Source organism: Yersinia sp. 2542 StPb PI (assembly GCF_048593855.1).
Classification (GTDB): Bacteria; Pseudomonadota; Gammaproteobacteria; order Enterobacterales; family Enterobacteriaceae; genus Yersinia; species Yersinia enterocolitica_E.
This window is the reverse complement of the sequence record NZ_JAZGQA010000484.1, coordinates 1-580: the sequence shown is the minus strand read 5'-3', so window position 1 is coordinate 580 and position 580 is coordinate 1. Positions and strand designations below refer to the sequence as shown.

The following is a 580-nucleotide window of genomic DNA, read 5'->3' as shown; positions in this document are numbered from 1 at the left end:
GGTAGCTGGGCAATAGTTTCAAGTGTAAATATTACCATTCCCGAAAACGTACCTAAAATGACTACTAGCACAGGGCCTAAACGTGAAAATATTAAGAAGGTACTGTAATGCTTTTAGATAAAATACAGCAAACATACTATGCTGCAAGCAGTTCGCTATCAAATATTAATAGGCAATCATGCTTAGGTGGGATTGCATTGATATGGTTATTCAAGGGAAGTATCAGCAAAAGTACACTAACTGACTCATCTGAATCAATTCTATTATTCCCTAATATATTATATTGGTCATTGGTTTTCCTCGTTATATCTTTAATAATGGATTTTTTACAATATGCTGTAACCACTCTTATTTGGGGTGTATACGGTTATAGAAAAGAAAAATACCTTGAAAAGAATGGATTTGATAAGGAAAAACATATTTCAAAAGAACCTCCAGATTGTATAAACCACCCAGCACTATTATTATTCTGGGTAAAGATAGTATTATCTGCCTTAGGCTTTTATAAGCTAACAACATTTATGCTTACGATAACCATTGGATATTGAAAGATAATATAATCATTTTTAATTCTTTCAAC

Annotated in this window: 1 protein-coding gene; it reads left to right on the top strand. The window is 31.9% G+C overall.

The annotated features are described in order from the left end of the window. Nucleotides 1-107: 107 nt before the first annotated feature. On the top strand, nt 108-548 hold the full coding sequence (locus V1952_RS22410; protein ID WP_420075618.1) for a hypothetical protein: 441 nt from the start codon (nt 108-110) through the stop codon (nt 546-548). Nucleotides 549-580 lie beyond the last annotated feature (32 nt).

Coding starts and splice junctions, on each gene's coding strand:
- V1952_RS22410 (WP_420075618.1), top strand. CDS start 108: ATGCTTTTAGATAAAATACAGCAAACATACTATGCTGCAAGCAGTTCG.